Annotated in this window: 15 protein-coding genes and 3 tRNA genes; 9 read left to right on the top strand and 9 right to left on the bottom strand. The window is 74.1% G+C overall.

The window, feature by feature from the left end; genetic code table 11:
* Positions 1–16: 16 nt before the first annotated feature.
* From BUE45_RS17205 to BUE45_RS17195, 3 genes are all read right to left on the bottom strand, one after another.
* Entirely contained in the window at positions 17–400 is a 384-nt protein-coding gene (locus tag BUE45_RS17205; RefSeq protein WP_073380364.1) for a YbaB/EbfC family nucleoid-associated protein, read from the bottom strand.
* Between the two features lie 708 nt (positions 401–1,108).
* Positions 1,109–1,324 (bottom strand): hypothetical protein, encoded by a 216-nt coding sequence (locus tag BUE45_RS17200; RefSeq protein ID WP_073380363.1) that lies wholly within the window; start codon positions 1,322–1,324, stop codon positions 1,109–1,111.
* Positions 1,321–8,655 carry a LuxR C-terminal-related transcriptional regulator gene (locus BUE45_RS17195; protein WP_073380362.1) on the bottom strand — a complete coding sequence of 2,445 codons (7,335 nt, stop codon included), beginning with the start codon at positions 8,653–8,655 and terminating at the stop codon, positions 1,321–1,323. The genes BUE45_RS17200 and BUE45_RS17195 overlap by 4 nt, the downstream gene beginning before the upstream one ends.
* 659 nt (positions 8,656–9,314) lie before the next feature.
* On the opposite strand from BUE45_RS17195, the gene BUE45_RS17190 reads away from it, so the two are divergent.
* Entirely contained in the window at positions 9,315–10,064 is a 750-nt protein-coding gene (locus tag BUE45_RS17190; RefSeq protein ID WP_073380361.1) for a DeoR/GlpR family DNA-binding transcription regulator, read from the top strand.
* A 233-nt stretch (positions 10,065–10,297) separates the two neighbouring features.
* Here BUE45_RS17190 and BUE45_RS17185 read toward each other — a convergent pair whose 3' ends face one another.
* Positions 10,298–11,173: a helix-turn-helix transcriptional regulator gene (locus BUE45_RS17185; protein ID WP_073380360.1), complete on the bottom strand. Its 876-nt coding sequence runs from the start codon at positions 11,171–11,173 to the stop codon at positions 10,298–10,300.
* Positions 11,174–11,295: 122 nt separating this feature from the next.
* Between BUE45_RS17185 and BUE45_RS34010 the strand changes: the two genes are divergently transcribed.
* The 3 genes from BUE45_RS34010 (at position 11,296) to BUE45_RS17170 (ending at position 12,128) form a co-directional block, all read left to right on the top strand.
* On the top strand, positions 11,296–11,631 hold the full coding sequence (locus tag BUE45_RS34010; RefSeq protein WP_342746027.1) for a Scr1 family TA system antitoxin-like transcriptional regulator: 336 nt from the start codon (positions 11,296–11,298) through the stop codon (positions 11,629–11,631).
* On the top strand, positions 11,624–11,803 hold the full coding sequence (locus BUE45_RS17175) for a DUF397 domain-containing protein (RefSeq protein WP_073380359.1): 180 nt from the start codon (positions 11,624–11,626) through the stop codon (positions 11,801–11,803). Before BUE45_RS34010 ends, BUE45_RS17175 begins: the two co-directional genes overlap by 8 nt.
* Before the next feature lie 151 nt (positions 11,804–11,954).
* On the top strand, positions 11,955–12,128 hold the full coding sequence (locus tag BUE45_RS17170) for a DUF397 domain-containing protein (protein ID WP_394328521.1): 174 nt from the start codon (positions 11,955–11,957) through the stop codon (positions 12,126–12,128).
* 299 nt (positions 12,129–12,427) lie between these two features.
* Here the strand turns inward: BUE45_RS17170 and BUE45_RS17165 are convergent.
* The 3 genes from BUE45_RS17165 to BUE45_RS17155 all read right to left on the bottom strand — a co-directional run bounded on the left by BUE45_RS17165 (position 12,428) and on the right by BUE45_RS17155 (position 12,701).
* Positions 12,428–12,501, bottom strand: a tRNA-Val gene (locus tag BUE45_RS17165).
* Between the two features lie 15 nt (positions 12,502–12,516).
* Positions 12,517–12,587 (bottom strand) — tRNA-Cys (locus BUE45_RS17160).
* Between the two features lie 41 nt (positions 12,588–12,628).
* A tRNA-Gly gene (locus BUE45_RS17155) sits at positions 12,629–12,701 on the bottom strand.
* Between the two features lie 171 nt (positions 12,702–12,872).
* Here BUE45_RS17155 and BUE45_RS17150 point away from each other — a divergent pair.
* Positions 12,873–14,072, top strand: coding sequence for a molybdopterin molybdotransferase MoeA (locus BUE45_RS17150; protein ID WP_394328519.1), 1,200 nt, complete (start codon positions 12,873–12,875; stop codon positions 14,070–14,072).
* A 51-nt stretch (positions 14,073–14,123) separates the two neighbouring features.
* On the opposite strand, the gene BUE45_RS17145 is transcribed toward BUE45_RS17150, so the two are convergent.
* Positions 14,124–15,764, bottom strand: coding sequence for an MFS transporter (locus tag BUE45_RS17145; protein WP_073380357.1), 1,641 nt, complete (start codon positions 15,762–15,764; stop codon positions 14,124–14,126).
* A 194-nt stretch (positions 15,765–15,958) separates the two neighbouring features.
* Between BUE45_RS17145 and BUE45_RS17140 the strand changes: the two genes are divergently transcribed.
* The 3 genes from BUE45_RS17140 to BUE45_RS17130 all read left to right on the top strand — a co-directional run bounded on the left by BUE45_RS17140 (position 15,959) and on the right by BUE45_RS17130 (position 18,439).
* Positions 15,959–16,510 (top strand): TetR/AcrR family transcriptional regulator, encoded by a 552-nt coding sequence (locus BUE45_RS17140; RefSeq protein WP_073380356.1) that lies wholly within the window; start codon positions 15,959–15,961, stop codon positions 16,508–16,510.
* Positions 16,511–16,814: 304 nt separating this feature from the next.
* Entirely contained in the window at positions 16,815–18,005 is a 1,191-nt protein-coding gene (gene manA, locus BUE45_RS17135; RefSeq protein WP_073380355.1) for a mannose-6-phosphate isomerase, class I, read from the top strand.
* Between the two features lie 59 nt (positions 18,006–18,064).
* Positions 18,065–18,439, top strand: coding sequence for an FKBP-type peptidyl-prolyl cis-trans isomerase (locus BUE45_RS17130; RefSeq protein ID WP_073380354.1), 375 nt, complete (start codon positions 18,065–18,067; stop codon positions 18,437–18,439).
* Positions 18,440–18,536: 97 nt separating this feature from the next.
* Here BUE45_RS17130 and BUE45_RS17125 read toward each other — a convergent pair whose 3' ends face one another.
* Complete coding sequence (locus BUE45_RS17125) at positions 18,537–19,712, bottom strand: acyl-CoA dehydrogenase family protein (protein WP_073380353.1); 1,176 nt, start codon at positions 19,710–19,712, stop codon at positions 18,537–18,539.
* Positions 19,713–19,889: 177 nt separating this feature from the next.
* Between BUE45_RS17125 and BUE45_RS17120 the strand changes: the two genes are divergently transcribed.
* On the top strand, positions 19,890–20,531 hold the full coding sequence (locus tag BUE45_RS17120; protein WP_073380352.1) for a TetR/AcrR family transcriptional regulator: 642 nt from the start codon (positions 19,890–19,892) through the stop codon (positions 20,529–20,531).

The raw sequence follows: 20,531 nt of genomic DNA, 5'->3' as shown, positions 1-20,531 counted from the left end.
GGTACCGGTCCCGTGCCTACCGGGGCGGTTCCACACCGAGGCCGCGGAAGAGGGCTCCGGTGTCGAAGGTGCCCTTCATGACCTCGCCCATGTCGATGCCCTCCGGGGCGAAGGGCCGGTACAGCTCCGTCACGCGGTCGGCCATCCGCGCCCGCGCGCGGTTGACGACGTCCTTGATGGCGCTCGCCAGCTCCGTGGGCGCCATGTCCCGGTAGGACTGGGTGTGGAACTTGAGGTCGACCAGATCACCGGTCGCGTCCACCGTCGCCGCGACGAGGCGGTTCTTGGACACGGCCTCCTCGGTCGCCTCCTCCAGGGTCGCGCTCGCGTCCTCTACTTCGCGGAGCGTCCGCTGGAGCCGGGCCAGTTCTCGTTCGTTCCGCTCTTCCCAACCGCTCATCGCCCGTTCCGCTCCTTCTGTCCTCGTCCGGGCCGTCCCGGATACCGGGCGGCCCTGAACCGTGGTGTTCTCTGTGCTGACGAGGCACCCCTCACCCGCTCGTCCTCCGGCAGTCGGGTCGAGCGCCGCCGGTCGCGACCCTCGTGCCCGCCTCGCGGGGGCGCCGGTCGGCGCCGTCGCCGCGGGGAGGGCCGTCGACACGCGTCGGCGTGCCCGGGCCGTTTCCACCGGAGCCGGGGGAGAGGGGGTCGCTCGGCGGGAGCCGCAGCGGGGACTCACGGAGGAAGGGGGAAGCGGAGTCGAAGACGCGCGGCCTCGTGCGCCGCATGTTGTCTTGTGTTGTTTTTCCGCTTCGCTTAATTTCTACCATATTCGCTTGTGGGTGTTCCGTGTTCGTCCTGTGGCCGCTGTCACCGCGGGACCGTGCTCCGCCCTCGGGTGTCGGCCGTGCGACCGGCCTGGGCGCGCGGCCCGGCCCCTTTCCCGTGGGCGCGTCCCCGGGCGCGCCCGGGGACGCGCCGGCGGCACCGCCGAACGGCGGGAACGGGGCCCGTCCCGGGCGCCGCCCCCGCGTCGGCGGCACCGCCGGTCAGCGGAAATGGAGGGCTCGCCTCCCGGGCCCCGTGGTCGCGGCCGCGGTGCGCCGGCCCGGTCCTTGCCGGCCCTTCGGCGCGTCGGGCGGGGAATCCCGCTGCGGCCCGGCGGCGCTCACCCGGGTTCCTCGAAGTAGCGGACGTAGGCGTTGGACCGCGCCGCCCAGTCCTCGAATATCCGTTCGCCGGACCAGCCGCGTGTGGCGCGCATACGCGGGATGGCCTCGGCCGTCGCCGCGTCGTGGCCGGTGAGGGTGCCGTCGTCGTGCAGCGTCAGGAAAGGCCGCGACCGCCGTGTGCGGCGGTCCTGGACGTAGAGCACGCGGGTCATCGGCCGCTCCCGGTGAGAAGGCCGGCGGTCCCCCGCGCGTTGTGGGCGAGCATGTCGAAGCGCGCCGTCATCTCGTCGAACCAGTCGGTCCGGCCCAGGTGGTCGAAGTCGGCGGAGACCTGCGTGAGCCGGGAGCGCAGCAGCCGGATGTCGGCCCGGGTCAGCGGGTTGGCGATCCACGCCTTGGCGTCGAAGTCGTAGAAGGGCCGCATCCCGTCGGTGTAGGCCAGCCCGTCCAGGTCGGTGGGGTCCTCCGGCGTGTACTCGTACTTGAACCAGGCCTTGCCGTGGTCGATGCCCGCGACGTGCCCGTCGCCCTGGTCCAGCCAGTTGCCCGGGTTGCGGTCGCCGTTGGCGACCAGCACGTCCAGCAGGCCCAGCACGTACCCGTCCCGGGTGGTCAGGAGCGGTGACCGCGGATCGTCCAGGTGTGCGAACCCGGATTCGCCGTGCATGAAGTGCATGAACACCTCGGTCTCACCGACGCGCAGCACACCGGGCACATTGGCGCCGATGGCGCGGCCCACCAGGGAGGCGAGCTGCTCGGCGTCGGCACGGTGACGGGAGAAGGTGGCCCCCTCGGTGTCCTTGTAGACCGCCTGCACGCCGTTCTCGAAGCGCATGAGCGCGGTACTGCCGTCGGAGCCGTCGGTGACCAGGTCCTGCTGGTCCAGCACATCGGATCCGGTGGCGGCGACGAGGTCCTCGACACCGGAGAAGGTCCGGTTCCACAGCGTGAGCGTTTCCATCCGCCCGTCCCGGTCTCCGTCCGACTCCTGCGCGTCCTCCTCGTGCGAGGCCGCGGGCTCCTCGCCGTGGGCGTCCGGGTAGGTGCCAGGGGCCTCGGTGGAGCCTTGCGTGTACCCGTACGCCGGGGGGACCTGGCCGTAGACGGGCTCCGTGGGGTACCGGGACACCCGTGTCCCCTCGGGGTAGGCCGATTCCGGCTCCACGGCCGGCCCGTAGCCGTACGCGCCCCCGTACGGGTCCGAGGGCTCGGCCTCGGTGCGGTGGCCCCTGCGGCGCCGGTGGTGGTGGCCCGCCATGAAGACCTGGGTCCGGGCGTCCTGGGCGCTGTGGTGTCCGATGTCCTCTATCCGGTAGCGGTAGGTGAGGTCGGCGATGACGTCCTCGACCGTCGGCGGCCGTTCGTCGTTCTTCTTGCCGGCGGCGACGAGCGCCCCGAGGTCGGGCCCGGTCGGAGGTTTGCCGCCCCACGGATCGTCGGGGTCGGCCGGGGCCGGCTCCCGCGCGGGCGCCGTCGGCGCGGGGCCGTAGAAGTCGTCGTCCGGGTCGTCGGCGGGTACCGGGGAGACGGGCGGGGGGTTGAGGGTGGCGCTGAACAGTTCGACGATGTCGTGGCCGGACGTCGCGGTGGACGGCCCCGCGGTGCCGTCGGCGGTGGTGGACCCCGGTGCTGCGGGGCCCGGTTCGGTGGGCGGTCGCGCGGACTCCCGCCGAACCGGAACGGAGGGGGCGGTGGCGCCGGGGCCGCTGTCGGCGGGCGGGGGTCCCTGCCGGGTGCGGTTGCCGGGGCCGGCGCCGCGGCGGGTGGAGGAACCGCCGGTCGAGCGGTCCGCGGCGGTGGCACCGCCGCTTCCGGTTGCCGGCGGCGGTGCGGAGGGTGCGGTGCCGGCGGTGCCACCGCCTGTCGGCGGTGCGGGCGGGTCGTCGTCGCGGGGGCCGCGCGCGTGGCGGTCGCGGGGGTGGTCGTCGGCGTCGTAGAGGTCGTCGTCGCTGTCGTCGCTGTCCGAGGTGCCCCGTCCGTCCTCGTTGTCGAGAGCGGGGCCTGCGGCGGCCCGCGGACCGTGGGAGGCGGGGGTGAGGCCTGCGGCGGCCAGGACGGCGGGCACGTGCCCGGGACCGTCCAGCCCCAGGGTGCGGACGATACTGCGGATCTGGTTGGCCACGGTGCTTCTGCTCGCCCCGAGGCGGGTGGCGATCTCGACCGCGTCCAGCCCGGCGCCCAGATGGATCATGACCCCGTATTCGGGGTCGTTCAGAGTGTTGATCCGGTCGACGGCCCGGGCGATCCGGTCGGGGGTGGGAGCCGCTGGGGCCGGTGCCGACTGAGTGGGCACCGCTCGGGCCCGTGCGGGCCGGGCGGAAGCCGGGCCGGCGGTCGCCCACCCGGCGGCCGCGGCGGCTGCGACCGCCTCGCCGCGGCCGGCCACCCCGAGGCGGTGGGCAAGGCGGGTGAGGTCGTTCTTGACCACGTTCTGGGTCAGCTGGAGCCGTTCGGCGATCCGCCCGGCTTCGAGTCCCTGCGCGTGGAGGGCGAGGACCTGGCGCTGGTTTTCACGTAGGAAGGGGATGCGGGTGCGGGCGCGCTGTATCCGCTGCTCCGGTGACAGGGCGGCGGGGTCGGTGTCGTCGGTGAGTCCGGCCGCGGCGGCGACGGCGGCGGCGTCCGTGCTGGCCTCCGCCCCCAGCCCCAGGGATTCGGTGAGGCCCCTGAGCATGACGGTGAGCCTGCGCGGCGTCCACTCGGGCCGGGCGGTGATCTCCTCGATGGTCCGCCCGGCTCCCAGCGCGACGAGAAGCTCGAACTGGCCGTCGCTCAGGGTGGTGATGCGGTCGGCGGCCAAGGCCGACCGCTCGGCGGTGGCCGGCGGCGGGCCCGCCGCGTCGGTGGTACGGGACGCCGCGACGGTCGGGACCGCCGGTCCGGCGGCGCGGGCGACCGCGGCCACCTCGCTGCGGCCGACCACGCCGAGGCGGTGCGCGAGGCGGTTGAGGTGCGTTCTCACCGTGTTCTCCGGCATGTCCAGCCGTTCGGCGATCCGTCCGGGGTCGAGTCCCTGCGCGTGGAGGCCGAGAAGCCGACTCTGGTCTTCGCGCAGGAGGGGAACGCGGGTGCGGGCGCGCTGTACCCGTTGTTCGGGGGTCATGGCGTTGGAGGCGGTGTCGTCGGTGAGTCTGGCCGCGGCGGCGACGGCCGCCGCCCCGGCGCGGTCGCCCGCTTCCAGACCCAGCGAGCCGTAGAGGCCCCTCAGGGCGGTGGCGAGCCGGTGCGGGGTCCAGCCGGGCCGGGCGGTGATCTCCTCGTCGCTGTGACCGGCACCCAGGGCGACGAGGATCTCGAACCGGCCGTCGCTCAGGGTGGTGATGCCGTCGGCGGCCCGGGACGGCCGCTCGGCGGTGGCCCGGGGCGGGACCACCGGGTCGGTGGTGCGGGACGTCGCGGACGCCTCCTCGCGGCCGATCACCCCGAGGCGGTAGGGAAGGCGGGTGAGGAGGGTCTTGACCGTCTCCCGGGAGAGGCGGAGCCGTTCGGCGATCCGGTCGCGTTCGAGCCCCTGCGCGTGGAGGACGAGGGCCTGGCGCTGGTCTTCGCGCAGGAAGCGGATGCGGGTGCGGGCGCGCTCCCGTCGTTGCCCGGGTGTCAGGCCGTCGGGGGCGGTGTCGTCGTCGAGCCCCGCCGCGACGGCGATGGCCGCCACGGCCTCCCGGCCGCCCGTCTCCAGGCCCAGGGAGTCGGCGATGCCCCGTAGGGAGATGGCGATCCCCTGGGGTGTCCAGCCGGATCGTGCGGTGATCTCCTCATCACTGCGACCGGCCCCCAGGGCGACGAGGAGGACGAATTCGTTGTCGCTCAGGGTGGTGATGCGGCGGACGGCCTGAGCCGCCTGCTCGGCGGTCAGCACCGGCGCCACCGCCTGCTCGGCGTGCGGCACCGGCGCCACCAGGCCGGAGATTTCAGCGGCGGCGACCGCCTCGGCGCGGCCGTCCACGCCCAGGCGGCGCACGAGACCGCTGAGGCGGGCCCTGACCGACTCCTGGGACATGTGGAGCCGTTCGGCGATCCGGCCGAGTTCGAGCCCCTGCGCACGGTGGGTGAGGACCTGGCGCTGGTCTTCGCGCAGGAAGGGGAGGCGGGTGCGGGCGCGCTGTATCCGCTGCTCCGGTGACAGGGCGGCGGGGTCGGTGTCGTCGGTGAGTCCGGCGGCGACGGCGACGGCCGCCGCCCCCGCGCGGTCGTGTACCGCCAGGCCCAGCGCGGCGGCGATGCCCCTCAGGGCGAGGGCGAACCGGTGCGGGGTCCAGCCGGGTCGTGCGGTGATCTCCTCGTCGGTGCGCCCGGCTCCCAGGGCGACGAGGATCTCGAACTGGCCGTCGCTCAGGGTGGTGACGCGGTCGACGGCCTGGACCGTCCGGGCGTCGCGAGGTGCGGCGGTGGCGTCTCCGCCGCCGTCGGAGGGCACCACCGGCGGAGACCAGGCAGGGGCGGTCACGGGTCCGGGGACGGAGGGGAGGGGGTCCCGGCCCCCGAGCATGTCCGTGTCGTCCTGGAGGAACCCGAACGGGTCGTCCGCGTCCAGGGAGTCGAACACGCCCAGCTCGTCCAGGAGGGCGATGGGGTCGTGCTCCCCGAGATCGTGGGTGTTCTCGTCGTCGGTGACGAAGAGCGGCCCCTCGTCGGGTGCGCCCGTGTCGTCCAGAGGGGCGACGGGGCCGTTCTCCCGGCGGCCGTGGGTCCACCCGGTATCGAGGAAGGAGGGGAAGCCGCCGCCGAGCACGTCCCCCTCGCCGAGTCCCTGGAGGGGGTCCTCGAACGTGCCGGGCGGCGGGAAGCCGTGATCCGGAGGGAAGGTCACCGCGTCCGCCGGGAAGTCGAGGAAGGGGGCGTACGCGTCCTGCCACTGCGGTGCGTCGGGGAGGTTCTCGGGGTCGCCGCTGTCCCCCGCACCGTCGCCGCTGCCGTCGGGGTCGTCGAGGTCCATGGTGAAGACCCGGGTGTCCTCACCGGTGCCGCGTCCGATGGTGTCGAGGTCGCGGGGGCCGTAGCCGGGGTCGGTGAGGTGGGCGATGGCCTCTGCGATCGTGCGGGGCTGCTCCTTGGCGGACTTGGGGTCCGCGAGAACGCTGAAGTCGGGTGTGGTCGGCGGGTTGCCGTTCCAGGGGTCGTCGGGGTCGCCAGGGGCGGGGCGCGCGGGTACGGAGGGGCCGTAGAAGTCGTCTTCCGCGCCGTCGCGGCCCGGTGCGCGTCCGGCACCGGACGCGTCGGCCGGGTCCGCCGGTCCGGGGTCTCCGGTGACGGTGCTTTCAGGCGGCCGGGAGAGGGCCTCCCGCTGCGGGCGTTCCGCGTCGGGCGCGCCGTTACCGGGGTCCTCTTCGGACGGTGTTCCGGAAGACGCGGAGGAGACGTCTCCGTGTCCCGGCCTGGACACGGGCACGGGCGCCCCGGACACGGTGGCGCTTGCGGTGTCGGCGGAGCCATGGGCGCGCCCCGCGCCGTCGTCTTCTCCCCGGGTGACCGGGGCGGCGGTGCCGGAGGTGCGGACCGGGGGCCCGTCGGCGGGGTCCGCGGAGGCGGGTCCGTCGGAACCGGCGTGGCCACCGGTCTGGAGGCCGCCCCGGTCGGGGGCCGGGACCGGCCGGTTCCGCGCGTCGGCCGGTGCGCCGGGAGCGGCGGTGCCGTTCGCGGTGGCACCTGTGGCGGGACCCGCGGGCGTGTTCGGTGCGTGTTGCTGGACTGGCGCGGCGGGGGACACGGGCGCGGCCGGTACGGGGGCCGCGTGGGGCACGGCACCGGAGCCGGTGCCGCGGGCGCGCGGGACGTCCGGTGGGCTCTGTCCCGGTGCGGTGGGCCGTTCGCCGCCCAGGGCTTGCGCGCCCGTGGGCGCGGAGCGGTCGAGGTGCTCCCCTGCGGCCACGGGGGGAGCGGGGGACCCGTCGCGTGTGGCGTCGGAGGCCGTGCCCTGGGCGGTGTCCGCACGACCGTCGTCGGCGCGGCCGTGCGGGGCGTCGCCGCCGGCGGGGGTGTGGAGCCGGGTGCCGGGAGGAGCGGCGGCGTCGATGCGGACGGCGCCGGTGCCCGGAGCGGTGCCGCCGGGGTCGGGGCGGTCTGCGGGGGCCGGGTCGTCCCCGTGGCCGTCGCCGCCGGCGCTTTCGCTGCTCTCATCGTTCCCGGTGGTGCCGGGCTCGGCGGGTGGCGGCGGCGGGGCCTGCGGGCGGTGGAGGCGGTCGATGGCGGACAGGGCGCCGTCGACGGTGACGCCCTGGAAGGTGGACTGGAAGGCGCCGGCGGTTGCGGAGTGGCCGTTGGCCTTCCAGCCCTCGTCGGTGAGCAGGGCGTTCGCGGTGCCTTCGCCGAGGTAGCCCTCCAGGGCGCCGGAGGCCGCGCCGGCACCGAGGACCTCGGCTCTGACGAGGGGGCGCGTCATGTAGTCGCCCATGCCGTCGGTCAGGACGGTCGGGACGGTGTGCGCGAGGTGGGCGCGGGTCTGGGGAGGCAGGGGCGTTCCGTGCAGGAGCCCGGCCAGGCGGTGGGCGAGGTCGGGGCGGCCCCAGTGGGCCATGAGGGTGTCGGCGTAGCCGTTGCCGAGGGCCCGGGCGCCGGTGGTTCCCAGGAGTGGGCCGTAGTGGGTGGCGAAGACCCCGGCGAGGTCGTCGCGGAAGTCCTTGTTGATGAAGGGGTTGTCGAAGCCGGTCCTGCCCGCGGGAGGGTTGAAGGTCGCGGCGAGGTCGCGTTCGTAGGAGGCGAAGACCCCGGCGAGATCGCGGTTGATGTCCGGGCCGGGCACGGGACCGGGGCCGGGACCGGTGTCCGTGTCGGGGCGGTCCGGCGGAGGGGCGTCGAGGCGGGGCGGCGGGGGGACGCTGGCGAGGGTGTCCAGGTTGGTGCGCAGCAGGTCGCGGACCTGGTGGCTGAAGAGGCCGTCGACGACGCCGGAGAACCCGGCGGAGATGAGGCCGGACAGGCCGGCGCCGCCGTGGGTCAGGCGGGTCATCTCCCTGTCGTGGAACCTGCGGGTGCCGGCGTCGATCTGGGCGCGCTGGATGACGGAGTCGAGCGACGCGAAGAGCTGTTCGGTGATCTGGTGCGAGGGTGCGGTGAGCAGGAGCCAGGCGAGGACGCGCTGGATGGCGACGGAGCGGATGTACTTGAACCAGGGGATCCACGCGTACGACGCGCCCATCGTCCACTTCGCCATCGCGATGCACCAGGCGATCTCGATGAGGAGCTGGAGGAGCTGGCCGAAGGCCATCCAGTGCATGTACTCGGCGTTGGCGGCTCCGTCGCCGAGGGCGCGGGAGGAGTTGCGGGCGGTTCTGGCCCCGGAGCCGATGTAGTCGTTGTCGCCGGTGGTGAACTGGGCGAGGGAGGTGTCGTAGTGGTCGGCGGCGGTGCTGGAGAAGTCGGCGCGGACCCGTCGGCGGACCTGGGAGAGCAGGTCCTTGAGCTGTTCGAGGGTGGCGGCGACGTGATCCTGGTGGGCGGCCAACTGACGCATCGCGGCGGGGTCGGCCGAGGGGATCTCCATGCCCAGGAGCCATTTGGCGGTCTCACGGATCCACGCGGCGGTGTCGGGACCGAAAGGGGGCATGGGGACGACCGCTCTTTCCATCGTTGCTGTTCGCGCAGGCCACGGCGGGTTCCTGCCGGGGACCCACCCCTCGCCGGGAGGACACGGCGGTAGGGGGCACGCCGTTCGGCACTGTGGGGATGAGTTGCTTTGGGTTGTTCAGTATATTGCTTTATGTTCGTTTGTGTTGTGGTGGTGGTTACAGTGCGGTGGTGCGGCGGAACCCTCGGAACTCCGGCCGTGCCCGGCGACCGGTGCGGGTGTCCGGTGCCGCTCGCCGCACCCGGATCGCGGTGACCGTGCACGGGCCCTCCGGCACCGACACGCCACTGGTCGCCCCGGTTGCGGGCACCCGCGACCCGGGGGAGCGTCCGGCCGCCGAGAAGCCGCTCCGACCTCCCGAACGCAGCGCCTGCGCGGTCACCGTGGACGGGGCCGGTCCGGGCGGTGGCGAAGAGCCACCCCCCTGACGGGAGAGGGGCCGGGGCGTGCACGGGAGGCGGCGCATGGAGACGTCAGAATGGGATCGGCGACGTTTCCGGGGCGGGGGTACGCCGAGGTATCCCAGGTGGGAAGGCGCCTCCCCGGTCCCGGGGAGGCGCGCGACCGGGAGGGACCCCTGAGGCGCCGCCCCGACGACCAGCATCCCCCGAGCCCCATGGAAACGCAGGTGAAGCCACATGTACGCCGAAGAGCGGCAGCGCCACATCCTGGAGCGCGCCCGGCGCGACGGAAGGGTGGAGGTCGCCGACCTCGCCGAGGCCTTCGACGTCACCTACCAGACGGTGCGGCGCGACCTGACCGCCCTCGAACACCACGGGGTGCTGCGGCGGCTCCACGGCGGTGCCATCCCGGTCGAGCGGCTCAAGTTCGAGCCGGCCCTCGGCCGGCGCGACATGACCCCCGAGAAGGAGCGCATCGCCGAGGCCGCCCTGGAGGAGGTGCCCGCCGGGGGAGCGGTCCTCCTCGACGGGGGCTCCACCACGGGACGGCTCGCCGAGCAGCTCCTGCTCGATCTCACGGTCGTCACCAACTCGGTGTCCATTGCGATGACGCTGATGCCCCGGAGCAACATCGACCTGATGCTGCTGGGAGGGCGTGTGCGTGCGCGCACACAGGTGACCGTGGAGGGGTGGGTGCTCCAGGCGCTGGAGGACACCCGCGTCGACGTCGCCTTCATGGCCGCCGACGGCGTGTCCGCCGAACACGGGCTCACCACCCGTGGCGCCGCCGAGGCACAGGTCAAGCGGGCGATGATCCGTTCGGCGCGCCGGGTCGTCCTGCTGGCCGACCACACCAAGGTCGGTGAAGAGCACTTCGCCCGCTTCGCCGCGCTCGACGAGGTGGACTGCGTCATCACCGACTCGGACCTGGCCGACGGCCTGGCCGACGAGCTCGCCGCCGCCGGGCCCCGGGTGGTCGTCGTGTGACCGGCCCCTCGGGGCGTGCCGTCGCCGCGGGGCGGGAAGGACACGGGTGACCGGCGCGCTCTCGGTCCGGTGCCCCGGCCGTGCCGCATCGGATCCGCTCCGCGCTCCGGTGTCCGGCCCGTGGCCGGGGGCGGATGTGCGGGGGGTCGACCCCGCCCCGGGACCGGGCCCGGGGCGACCGGTGTCCTTCCGGGGCCGCGGGGGTCCGTGGTGCGGACGCCGGACGGCCCGTCTCACACCGTTCCGGGAACCGTGCGGCCCCGCCGGCCGGTGCGGGCCGCCCGGGGGCCGGTGACGGAGAGCAGCCGCAGCTTCTCGTGGCTCTCGGAGCCCGGGGCGGCGGTGTAGACGAGCAGGCAGTGCGACTGGTGGGGGTCGAGCAGCACCTGGCAGTCCAGCTCCAGTGTGCCGAGCCAGGGGTGGATGAAGCGCTTGACGGTACCGGGGAGGACACCGACCTCCTGGTCGTCCCACACCTGCCGGAACTCCTCGCTCCGGGAACGGAGGAGGGTGACGAGGTGCCCCGCGCGGGACGCCGATCCCCGCAGCGCGGCGGTCTTGCGCAGGCCCGCGGCGAACACCCGCGAGAGCGTCTCGTGGTCTTCGGGCGCGTAGAGCCCCCGGGTGGCGGGGTCGGTGAACCAGCGGTACACGATGCTGCGGGCCGGGCCGGTGTAGCGGGTCGTGTCGCCGGTGAGTGCGACGCTCAGTGGGCTCTGGCGCAGGGTTTCCGCGAGTTCGGTGACGATCTCGGCGGGGGTGTCGTCCAGGCGGTCGAGGATGCGCAGCAGCCCGGGGCTGATGTGCTCGTTGTCCGTGCCGCGCGGGGGCGGATTGTGCCCGGCCAGGCGGAACAGGTGGTCACGTTCGTCGAGGGACAGGTGCAGTCCCTGGGCGATCGAGGAGAGCATCTGCACGGACGGCCGGGGGCCGCGCTCCCGCTCCAGGCGGGTGTAGTAGTCGGTCGACATGTGGCAGAGCACGGCGACCTCCTCGCGGCGCAGCCCGCTGGTCCTGCGGCGCTGTCCGCGCGGCAGTCCGATGTCCTCGGGTTGCAGCGACTCCCGGCGGTGCCGGAGGAACGCCGCCAGTCCGGCCCGGTCTATCACGGCCCGTCTCCTTCTGCTCGGTGTCCGCCCTTCCTACCGCCGGCGGGAGCGGTTAGCCACGGAGCGTCGATCCCCCTTTCGGGTCCGGCGCGGTCTGGGGCCCGGGGTTCCCGTCCCCGGCCGTGCCGGCTGCGCTGTCCCGCGGCAGATCGTTCCCGCAGTCGGTTCGCCTGTGCGCGGAGGTGGTCCCGCGCGTCCGGTGCGCGGGACCACCGCGGTCCTGCGCGGTGCCGGTGGGGTCGGCGGGGAGCATCCTCGCGGGGGTGACGTCGCCGTTCCAGATCTACAAGCTTCGCGACGGTTCACGGGTGGCCACGTCCGAGCACACGAACGGGACTATCGTGGTCAACGAAGCCCCGGGTGTTCAACGGTTGCAGGAACTCGCCCGCAACGCTCTCGGTAGCGCGCTCCCTGTGGACGACACCCTTCGCAGACTCAAGGAGATCAGTGATGAGTAACGAGTGGCGCACGTCGAGCTACTCGCAGAACGGCGGTCAGTGCGTCCAGGTCCGCGACCGTTCGACGGCGGTGGACGTGCGGGACAGCGTCCACCCCGAAGCGGGACACGTGACCTTCTCCGCCTCGGAGTGGGCGGCGCTGGTGGCCTCCTCCGTCGAAGGCGACCGCTGACCCACCGCCCCCTTTTCACGTCCGCGTACGGCCCGTCACCCTCGTCTCCGGCGGTGGGTCGCGCCGCGTTCGCAGTGTCTGCTGTGAGAAACCTGATCGGACTCTGTTTCCCTCTGGGGGAAACGCCCACCCTGCTAGGAAGGCTGCTGTGATGTGGCACAAGTCCAGCTACAGCAACGACGCCGCTCACTGTGTCGAGGTCAGCGAGGGGCCGAGCACCCTGGTCCGGGACACCCGTAACCGGACGGCGGCGATCCTGGCCTTCCCCGCCTCGGAGTGGATCGCCCTGGTCGCCGGCGAATCGCGGGAACCGGTCTCCCGCTGACCGCATCCCCTCGACGGCCTCGCGGCCGACCGTCCCGAAGGCGGTCGGCCGCCGTCGTGGAACGGGCCCCGGTGCCTCGGCCCGCGGCCCGGTTCCGCGAGCACGCGGGGTCCTGGCTTCTCCGGTGCTCCGGACAGGTGCTCCCCGGTCCGCCTCGGTCCCCGGTCCCGCACGGCTCATACGGTCGCGGGGCCTGCCCGCCTGAAGTGATGCCGGGGCAACGAACGGGCGACTCCCGGACACAGCGAAGGGCATGTGCCGGATATCTCCGGAACATGCCCTGAACTGGTCGTGCTGGGTGGGCGATACAGGATTCGAACCTGTGACCTCTACCGTGTCAAGGTAGCGCTCTAACCAACTGAGCTAACCGCCCGTGCGAAGCGATGGGAGGTGGAGACGGGATTCGAACCCGTGTAGACGGCTTTGCAGGCCGCTGCCTCGCCTCTCGGCCACTCCACCGAGTTGCACGCAAGCGCCTGAGCACTTCCGCGTCTCCTCCGAGCGGACGACGGGATTCGAACCCGCGACCCTCACCTTGGCAAGGTGATGCTCTACCAGCTGAGCCACGTCCGCTTGTCGACCGGACCGGCCTCGTTCCCTCGGCCGCTGCCCTGTCGCTGGTTAGAACTGTAGCGGAAAGTCGGCAGACGGCAAATCGGGTTTGCGTGGGGCCCCGCCCACACGCTGGGCGGAGACGGGAACCCCTCCGCCGCCCCGCGGGGTGGACAATGGGTGGTCAGGCCGATGACGACGGGGGAGGGCGACGCCATGGGCGGGTGCGGATCGGACCACGGGGGATCGCTGGACTGGTCCTCGGCGCGGGACCGGGCGCGCGCCGCGGGGGGACGGGCCGCGGTGGCCGTGCGCGCGGTGCCGCTCGCGCGGGCCGCGGGGGCGGTGCTGGGTGCGGACGTGCGCGCGCTGACCGGGGTCCCGGCGTTCGACGCCGCCGCCATGGACGGCTTCGCGGTGGCCGGCGCCGGCCCCTGGGAACTGGTGGGCACGAGCCTGGCCGGAGCCCCGGCGGCCGGTGCGGGCCTGGCGCCCGGGCAGGCCGTGGAGATCGCCACCGGCGCGCGGGTGCCCAAGGGGACCGAGGCGGTCCTGCCGTACGAGAGGGCGGAGCGACGGCAGGGCCGGGTCGCGGGCCCCGCGGAGGCGGGGCGGCACGTGCGCTGGACGGGGGAGGAGACCGCGCCGGGTGAGACGGTCCTCACCCGGGGGACCGTCGTGGGCCCGGCGGCACTGGGCCTGGCCGCCTCCCTGGGGCACGAGACCCTGCCGGTGCTGGCCCCCCGCGTCGCGGTTCTCGTGACCGGTGCCGAGGTCACCACCTCGGGCCTGTCCGGCGAGGGGTTCGTCCGCGACGCCATCGGCCCGATGCTGCCCGCGCTCGTGGAGTGGGCGGGCGGCCGGGTGGACCGGCTGGACCACCAGGGCGACGACCGCGCGGCCCTGGCGGAGGCGATCGCCGCCGCGGACGCCGACCTGCTCGTGGTGTGCGGCTCCTCCTCCAAGGGCCCCGCCGACCACCTGCGCGCGGTGCTGGCCGACCTGGGCGCCGAGGTCCTGGTGGACGGGGTGGCCTGTCGGCCGGGGCACCCGCAGCTGCTGGCGCGCCGGGCCGGCACCGTCATCGCCGGCCTGCCGGGCAACCCCGGGGCGGCCCTGGTGGCGGCCCTGACCCTGGTCGTCCCGCTGCTGTGCGCGATGACCGGGCGCCCCGACCCCTCCTGGTGGCCCGGCCCGGTCCCGGTGGCCGGGGAGGTGGCCGCCCACCCCCGCGACACCCGGCTGGTCGCCGTCCGGGTCCAGGACGGCACGGCCGTCCCGGTGGGCCACGACCGCCCGGCCAGCCTGCGCGGCGCGGCCCTGGCCGACGCCTACGCGGTCGTCCCGCCCGGCTGGCGGGGCGGCGGGGCGGAACTGCTGCGCCTGCCCTGAGCGGGCCCCGGTACGGCGAAGGACCCGCGGGACGTCCCGCGGGTCCTTCGGTCAGCGTGCCGCCCGCTCCCCGGCGCCTGCGGCCGCTTCGGCCGCCCCGGTGGCGGCGGGCACCGGCGGCTCGGGCCGCTCCACCGCCGGGTTGCCCCGGCCGCGCAGCAGCAGCCACGCCTGGACGGCCGCCGCCGCCACGATGGCCACGGCGATCGCACTGGTCATGTGCATCCCGCTGGTGAACGCGGTGCGCGCCGCCTCCATCAGCGCCTCCCCGGGAGCCCCGCCCAGGTCGGTGGCGCTGTGCGCGGCGCCGCCCAGGGTCTCGCGGGCGGCGTCCACCGCTCCGGCCGGAACGCCCTCGGGCCCGGTCAGGTGCGAGCGGTAGAACGCGGTCAGCGCGCTGCCCAGCACGGCCACGCCCAGGGCCGCGCCCAGTTCGTAGGCGGTCTCGGAGATGGCCGAGGCCGCCCCCGCGCGCTCGGGCGGGGCCGCGGACATGATCGCTCCGTTGGTGAGCGTCTCGGCGAACCCGGAGCCGGTGGCGATCAGCGCGAACCCGGTGGTCACCACCGCCACGCCCAGCGTGGCGTCGTTGACCGGCGCGACGACCAGCACCGCGAACCCGGCGGCCGTCACCAGCAGGGACCCGCCGACCACGGTGGCCAGGCTCAGCCGGCGCGACAGGCGCACCGCCACCAGCCCGGCCAGGACCGACAGCAGCAGGCCCGGGACCAGGACGAACCCGGCCCGCATCGGCGAGATGCCCAGCACCAGCTGGAGGTACTGGGTCAGGAAGAACAGGGACGACACCAGCGAGAAGACGATCATCAGGTTGGTGACCACCGCGACGCTGAACACGCGGTCGCGGAACAGCCCCACGTCGATGAGCGGGTCGTCCAGCTTCTTCTGCCTGCGCACGAACAGGTAGCCCAGGGCCAGGCCGACGGCCAGCGAGGCGACCGGGACCGCGGACAGGCCCTCGGTCGCGAGCTTCTTGACCCCGTACACGGCGGGCAGCATCGCGCCCAGGGACAGCAGCACGCTGACCGCGTCGATCCGGCCCGCGCCCGGGTTGCGCGACTCGCGCACCAGCAGCGGCACCAGGACCAGGATCAGCGCCATCACCGGCAGGTTGATCAGGAACACCGAGCCCCAGAAGAAGTGCTCCAGCAGCCAGCCGCCCAGGATCGGCCCCAGGGCGGCGCCGCCGGAGAACCCGGAGGCCCACAGGGCGATGGCCAGCAGCCGCTGGCGCGGGTCCAGGAAGATGTTGCGCAGCAGGGACAGGGTGGAGGGCATCAGGGACGCGCCCGCGACGCCCAGCAGGGCGCGCGCGGCGATGAGGATCTCGGGGGTCGGCGCGAAGGCGGCCAGCAGCGACGCGGCGCCGAACGCGGCCGAGCCGATCATGAGCAGCCGGCGGCGGCCGATGCGGTCGCCGAGCGAGCCCATGGTGATCAGCAGGCCGGCCAGGATGAAGCCGTAGACGTCGATGATCCACAGCAGCTGGCCGGCGGTGGGCGCCAGGTGCTCGCTCAGCGCGGGCACGGCGAAGCCGAGCACGGTCGAGTCCACCGAGATCAGGATCACGGGCAGCACCAGGACGGCCAGGGCGGTCCACTCGCGGGGGCCTGCCAGGGCCGGGGCGCCGTCGCGTGCGCGCTCGCTGCCGTTTCCGGTCGTGACGGAAGTCATCTCTCCTCGTAACGTGTCGCTGTTCCCGCGTGCCCGGGAAGGCCGGGGCGGGGGTCCGGCGGGATGGCGGGCTCCGGGCCGGAACGGGTGGATCGGGACGGGAAGCGCTGTCGACCGTCCGTGCGCGGACGCACTTCGGGGATTCTTCAACCGTCCAGACGGTACAGTACCGTCCGGCCGGTACAGTGTCAATCGTGAACGCTTCCGATACCCGCGACCGCATCCTCGACGCCCTCCAGGAGATCCTCGTGCGCGAGGGCTACTCGTCGGTGACCCTGGAGGCGGTGGCCCGCGCCGCCTCGGTGTCCAAGGGCGGCCTCCTCTACCACTTCCCCTCCAAGGCCGCCATGCTCACCGGCCTGATCGAGCGCCTGTCCGTCCTGGCGGAGGAGGAGTTCCGCGAGGCCGTCGAGGGGGAGGAGGGCGTGGTCCGCGTCTTCCTGCGGACCTCGCTGCCGCAGAGCCCGGAGGAGCGCGAGCTCTACTGGGCGATCATCGCGGCGCTGCGCGGCCACAACGACATGCCTGAGGAGGCCTTCGCCCACGTCCTGAGCCTGTTCGACCGCTGGCGCGTGCTGCTGCACGAGGAGCTGGAGGACCCCGTCCTGGCGGAGATCATCCTGCGGGCCGGGGACGGCCTCTACCTGTCGGACATCGCCGGACTGCCCCCCGCCGACCCGGCGCTGCGCCAGGGCATGATCGACCGCCTGGTGGCCGAGTCCGACCGGGTCCGCCGCAGGCGCTGAGCCCCCGGCCGCGGCCCCCGCTCCCGTTGCCGCCCGCCGGGGCCCGCCCGTGGGCCCCGCGCTTTCGCCCGCAGTGACGCGGTGGTGCTGTCCCTGTGTCCTGGATCATGATTTACTTGCCGGTAACTTCGTTGCCGCCGCCGGACCACCGGTCAGCCGGGCGCCTGCGGCGGGGGATGCGAGCACCACCTCCGGCAGGGGGGCGTGCCGGGTCGACGCGGGACCGCTCCGTTCGCGAGACTGGCCCCCGTCCCGCCGGAGCGTCGGCGGGGTGAGAACTTGCAGACGGGAAAGCGGGGAGCGGATGCACAGGCTCACCAACCAGGTCCGACCGTACGCCTGGGGTGCGCGCACGGCCATCCCCCGGCTGCTGGGCCTGGAGCCGGACGGCACCCCGCAGGCCGAGCTGTGGCTGGGCGCCCACCACGGCGCCCCCAGCACCGCCCGGTGCGAGCGGGGACCCCTCCCGCTGCCCGAGCTGATCACCGCCGAACCCCACCGGGTCCTGGGTGCGGAGGTCGTCGACCGCTTCGGCGCCCGCCTCCCCTTCCTGCTCAAGATCCTGGCCGCCGACGAGCCCCTGTCCCTCCAGGTGCACCCGGACGCCGCCCGGGCCCGGTCCGGGTTCGCCGCCGAGGAGGAGCGGGGCATCCCGGTCGACGCGCCCCACCGCAACTACCGCGACCCCCACCACAAGCCCGAGCTGCTGCTGGCCCTGGAGCCCTTCGAGGCCCTGTGCGGATTCCGCGAGCCCGCCGCCGCCCACCGCGACCTGCTGGACCTGTCCTGCGAGCTGGCCGACCTGCTGCGCGAGGACCTGTCCCGGGAGGACGACCGCGCCGCGCTGCGGGCGGCGCTCACCCGCCTGCTCACCCTGGACGCCGCCGACCGCGGGCGGCTCATCGGCGGGTTCGTGGACGAGTGGGAGCGCGTCCGCCCCCGGTGCGCCCACGCCGGCATCATCGGCGACCTGGCCGCCCGGTACCCGGGAGACCCCGGAGCAGTGGCGTCGCTGCTGCTCAACCGGGTCACGCTCTGGCCGGGGCAGGCACTCTTCCTGCCCGCCGGCAACCTGCACGCCTACCTCCAGGGCACGGCCGTCGAGGTGATGGCGGGCTCCGACAACGTGCTGCGGGCGGGACTGACCCGCAAGCACGTGGACCCGGCCGAGCTGCTGGACGTGGTCGACTTCTCGGTCCTGCCCATCCCGTACTCCCTGCCCACCGTCCAGGACGGCAGGCGGCAGTTCAGCCCGGCCGCGCCGGAGTTCGCCCTGCACGAGATCGGTCCGGGCCGGGTCACCGCCCACCTGCCCGGGGAGGGGCCCGCGGTGGTGCTCGCGCTGAACGGCCGGGTCGAGCTGATACCCGAGATCGGGCGCCGGATCGAGCTGCTCCGCGGGCAGTCGGTGTTCGTCCAGGCCGACAGCGGACCCCTCAAGATCGAGGGCCGCGGGCACGTCGTCGCGGCCACGGTCGGCGCGCTGCTGGGCTGAGCGCGGGGACCGGTACGCTGGCCCCCTCTGTTCACCCGTGTCACAGAAGAGGTACCACCATGGCTCTGGAGCGTCCGGAGATCGACCCCATCGACGGCCCGCCGCCGGCGGACCTGCAGATCACCGACTCCGTGGTCGGCGAGGGGCAGCAGGCCGGACACGGCAGCACGGTCGACGTCCACTACGTGGGCGTGGCCTTCTCCAGCGGCGAGGAGTTCGACGCCAGCTGGAGCCGCGGCGCCCCGCTGAGCTTCCGCCTGGGCGCCGGCCAGGTCATCCCCGGCTGGGACCAGGGCGTCCTGGGCATGCGCGTGGGCGGCCGCCGCAAGCTGGTCATCCCGCCGCACCTGGCCTACGGCGAGCGCGGCGCGGGCGGCAAGATCGGCCCGAACGAGACCCTGATCTTCGTCTGCGACCTGGTCGCCGTCCGCTAGAGGGCGTTCTCCGGACCCCTGCCGCGGCCCTGCCCGGGCCCGGAGGGGAAAGGGGCCCGTGCCGCACCGGGCACGGGCCCCTTCCGCACTCCCGCGGTCAGCCCAGGGTTGCGCCCACCTTGACGTGGCCCCTGAGCAGGTCGCGGGCGATCGTGCGGCGCTGGATCTCGTCGGTGCCCTCGAAGATGCGCAGCAGGCGCAGGTCGCGGTAGAACCGCTCGATGGGCAGCTCGCGCGTGTACCCCATGCCCCCGTGGATCTGGAGCACGCGGTCGACGATCTCGTTGGCCTTGACGCCGCCGAAGAGCTTGGCGATGGACTGTGCGTGGCGCGAGTCGCGGCCCGCGCCGACCTGCCAGGCCGCGTGCAGCACGAGCAGGCGCAGCGCCTCGATCTCCACCTGGGAGTCGGCGATCATCCACTGGATGGCCTGGCGGTCGGCGATCGGCGCGCCGAAGGTCTCCCGGGTCCGGGAGTACTCGACGGCCATGGTCAGCAGCCGCTCGCAGCTGCCGACGGCGCGGGCGGGGAGCAGGTAGCGGCCCTTGCCGATCCACTGCATCGCCAGGGTGAAGCCCCCGCCCTCCTCGCCGAGGATGTTCCCGTGCGGCACGCGCACGTCCTGGAAGACCAGGGAGGCGGGGCGGCGCTCGCCCATGGTGTCGATGGGCTCGGAGGTCCAGCCCATGTCGCGGTCCACCAGGAAGCAGGTGACGCCGCCGTTCGCGCCCCTCTCCGGGTCGGTGACCGCGAAGACCATGGCGAAGTCGGCCTCGTTGCCGCCGGTGATGAAGGTCTTCTCCCCGTTGATCACCCACGTGTCGCCGTCGCGCACGGCGCGGGCGCGGATGGCCTTGGCGTCCGAGCCGGCGCCCGGCTCGGTGATGGCGAAGCACGACCGCTTCTCCCCGGCGATGGTGGGCAGCAGGTAGCGCTCCCGCTGCTCCTCGTTGCAGTGGTAGAGGATGTTGTCGGCCTCGCCGCCGAACTTGAAGGTCAGGAAGGTCCGGCCCAGCTCGATCTCGATGACCGCCGCGGTGACCGGGTCCAGCCCCATGCCGCCGTACTCCACCGGCGTCTCCACGCCCCAGAAGTCGGACTTGCGGGCGAGCTCCCGCAGCCGGGCGCGCTCCTCGCGGTCCAGGCCCGGGGGGTGCCCCTCGCGCTCGCGCCGCAGCACCCCGTTCTCCAGCGGCACCAGCTCCCGCTCGACGAAGGTCCGCACCCAGTCGCGGACGGCGCGCTGCTCTTCGCTCAACGAGAAATCGATCACGGCCTGCTCCCAGTTAACCTAACGGTGTTCGGTTAATTGAGGGTACGACGATCCCCGCCGCCGGGGCAAGAGGGGGCGCGCCCGCGGAACGGGTCCGGACGGCCGGGGGCCGTACGATGATCGGGCCCGGACACCGGAGGTACCGGTGCCGGCCCACCGCAGAGGGGACCCAGGTCAGTGGCCCGACCCAAGACGCCGATCCTGAGCCGCGCGGGCATCCGCCGCGCCGCGCTCGCCCTCATCGACCGGGACGGGCTGGACGGGCTGTCCATGCGCAAGCTCGCCGAGGAGCTGGACGTGCGCGCGGCCTCCCTGTACAGCCACTACCGCACCAAGGAGGAGCTGCTCGCCGCGATAGCCGAGGAGGTCACCCGGGACATCGAGGTCTCCGCGTTCGAGAGCGGCGACTGGCGCCGGGGCCTGACCGCCTGGGCGCGCTCCTACCGCGGCGCCCTGGCCGCCCACCCCAACCTGCTGCCGGTCATCGCCGCGGGCCCCGGCCGCCGGGAGGAGGCGCTGCGCCGCGCCGACGCCATCCACGGCGGGCTGGTGGGCGCGGGCTGGCCGCCCCGCTACGCCACCATGATCGGCGCCTCCACCCGCTACCTGGTCCTGGGCTCGGCCACCGGCTCCTTCGCGCGCGGCTTCGACGACGACGTGCGCGTCTACCGCGACCGCTACCCCAACCTGTCCCAGGCCCACCGGCTGGCCGAGCACGCCGCCGAGATCGACGAGGACAGCTTCGAGCTGGCCCTGTCGTCCTTCCTGGACGGGCTCACCGCCCTCTACGCGAGGGTGCGGACCGAGCCCGGTCCCTGA

Origin of the sequence: Nocardiopsis flavescens (assembly GCF_900141985.1) — a bacterium.
Classification (GTDB): Bacteria; Actinomycetota; Actinomycetes; order Streptosporangiales; family Streptosporangiaceae; genus Nocardiopsis; species Nocardiopsis flavescens.
This window is presented reverse-complemented; position numbering and strand designations above follow the sequence as displayed.

Excerpts from the sequence above, each read along its gene's own strand:
- manA (WP_073380355.1), top strand. The coding sequence starts at position 16,815 with ATGCACAGGCTCACCAACCAGGTCCGACCGTACGCCTGGGGTGCGCGC.
- BUE45_RS17150 (WP_394328519.1), top strand. The coding sequence starts at position 12,873 with ATGACGACGGGGGAGGGCGACGCCATGGGCGGGTGCGGATCGGACCAC.
- BUE45_RS17190 (WP_073380361.1), top strand. The coding sequence starts at position 9,315 with ATGTACGCCGAAGAGCGGCAGCGCCACATCCTGGAGCGCGCCCGGCGC.
- BUE45_RS17200 (WP_073380363.1), bottom strand. The coding sequence starts at position 1,324 with ATGACCCGCGTGCTCTACGTCCAGGACCGCCGCACACGGCGGTCGCGG.
- BUE45_RS17205 (WP_073380364.1), bottom strand. The coding sequence starts at position 400 with ATGAGCGGTTGGGAAGAGCGGAACGAACGAGAACTGGCCCGGCTCCAG.
- BUE45_RS17145 (WP_073380357.1), bottom strand. The coding sequence starts at position 15,764 with ATGACTTCCGTCACGACCGGAAACGGCAGCGAGCGCGCACGCGACGGC.
- BUE45_RS17175 (WP_073380359.1), top strand. The coding sequence starts at position 11,624 with ATGAGTAACGAGTGGCGCACGTCGAGCTACTCGCAGAACGGCGGTCAG.
- BUE45_RS17130 (WP_073380354.1), top strand. The coding sequence starts at position 18,065 with ATGGCTCTGGAGCGTCCGGAGATCGACCCCATCGACGGCCCGCCGCCG.
- BUE45_RS17170 (WP_394328521.1), top strand. The coding sequence starts at position 11,955 with ATGTGGCACAAGTCCAGCTACAGCAACGACGCCGCTCACTGTGTCGAG.
- BUE45_RS17195 (WP_073380362.1), bottom strand. The coding sequence starts at position 8,655 with ATGCCCCCTTTCGGTCCCGACACCGCCGCGTGGATCCGTGAGACCGCC.